Source organism: Pantoea sp. Cy-639, assembly GCF_011752525.1.
Taxonomy (GTDB): Bacteria; Pseudomonadota; Gammaproteobacteria; order Pseudomonadales; family Pseudomonadaceae; genus Aquipseudomonas.
Map to the genome: position 1 here is coordinate 1 of NZ_VWXI01000046.1, position 1,160 is coordinate 1,160.

1 protein-coding gene is annotated in these 1,160 nt (G+C 58.3%); it reads left to right on the forward strand.

Annotated features, from left to right (window positions below; all coding sequences use genetic code 11):
• Positions 1-64 precede the first annotated feature (64 nt).
• Positions 65-1,160, forward strand: a protein-coding gene (locus tag F3J43_RS23650; protein WP_166893007.1) for an IS3 family transposase whose coding sequence is annotated in 2 segments (ribosomal slippage) — positions 65-326 and positions 326-1,160 — 1,097 coding nt annotated over the 2 segments. Because the reading frame shifts where the segments join, the coding sequence is not laid out codon by codon here. This gene is flagged as partial in the annotation.

Genomic DNA, 1,160 nt, shown 5'->3' on the forward strand with positions numbered 1-1,160 from the left:
TGTAGTGGTCTACTAACCCCGGACACCTTTTTAGGCGAAGATGATCGCCACACAGAGGTGTTCAATGAGCAGACAACGACGTACTTTCACCCCAGCCTTCAAGCGTGAGGCTGCCAGCCTGGTGCTCGACCAAGGCTACAGCTGCCCTGAGGCCGCCAAATCCCTCGATGTAGGTGAGACCGCATTACGGCGCTGGGTCGCTCAGTTGCAACTGGAGCGTGGCGGCGTTACGCCGACTGCCAAGGCGCTTACACCGGAGCAGCAGACGATTCAGGAGCTTCAGGCCCGCATCAACCGGCTGGAGCTTGAGAAGAAAATCTTAAAGGAGGCCACTGCGCTCTTGATGGCCGAGGAACACGGGCGCAGACGTTGAAGTCGATTCGGCAGTTGGCCAAGCACTATCCTGTTCAACTGCTGTGTTCAGTGTTCGAGCTGCCTCGATCCTGTTATTACGCCCATCTGGCCCGGCGGCGCCGTATCGATGTTCGCCGGGTAAGCCTGCGCAGCCGCATCAACGAACTGTTCAGCCAAAGCCGTAGTTCTGCCGGTAGCCGCAGTATCGTTGCCATGCTTCGCGACGAGGGCGTCGAGGTGGGACGCTTCAAGGTCAGAGGTTTAATGAAGGAGCAAGGGTTGATCAGCAAGCAGCCCGGCTCTCATGCGTACAAGAAAGCGACGGTTGAACGTCCTGACATTCCCAACCTCCTTGATCGGCAGTTCACCGTGGCAGCACCGAACAGGACCTGGTGTGGCGACATCACCTACATCTGGGCGCAAGGGCGATGGCATTACCTGGCCGTTGTGTTGGATTTGTACAGCCGCAGGGTGGTGGGTTGGGCGATGTCTTCCAGACCCGATGCCGATCTGGTCATCAAGGCGCTCGACAGGGCTTATGAAATGCGTGGCAGGCCAGCAGGTATCCTGTTTCACAGCGATCAGGGAAGCCAATACGGCAGTCGCAGTTTCCGCCAGCGGCTGTGGCGCTATCGAATGACTCAAAGCATGAGCCGACGGGGAAACTGCTATGACAACTCGCCGATGGAGCGGTTGTTTCGTAGCCTGAAAACCGAATGGGTGCCGACGGTGGGCTACATGACGACGGCGTTGGCCGAGCAGGACATCGGGCGATATCTCATGCAGCGGTACAACTGGACACGGCC